Annotated in this window: 1 pseudogene; it reads left to right on the forward strand. The window is 78.2% G+C overall.

Annotated features, from left to right (window positions below):
• A pseudogene (locus H0487_RS22815) lies at positions 1-427 on the forward strand (hypothetical protein); the annotation flags it as partial.

Genomic DNA, 427 nt, shown 5'->3' on the forward strand with positions numbered 1-427 from the left:
GCCGGCAACGTCCGCCGGACGGCCCGGCCCGAGGAGGCCGCGGGACCGGCCGAGGAGCTCGTGTCCCGCGCCCTGCTCGTCCCCGGCAAGGACGACCTGCTGGTGGCGCCGGGCGAGGTCGGGATGGCGTTGCGCGGCGGTCGGACGACGACCACACCTGTCGACCAGCCGCCCGCTCTCGCGACCGCGGAGCGCCCCACCCGGCTCACCGACGGCGCCGCGGCAGGCGCGGCGGCCGAGCTCTGTCGTCGTACGGAGCTGCTCCTCGAGTGGTGGAGCATCCGGCCCGCGGCGGCGCTCCGCACCGGCGGCCTCGGCGTCCGCGAGCTCAAGGCGGCGGCCGCCCACCTCCAGCTCAGCGAGCCCGAGACCGCCCTCGTCATCGAGACCGCCGCCTCGGCCGGTCTCCTCGCGACCAGGGCCGACG

It is taken from the genome of Nocardioides stalactiti, assembly GCF_014180715.1.
In the GTDB taxonomy this organism is placed as follows: Bacteria; Actinomycetota; Actinomycetes; order Propionibacteriales; family Nocardioidaceae; genus Nocardioides; species Nocardioides stalactiti.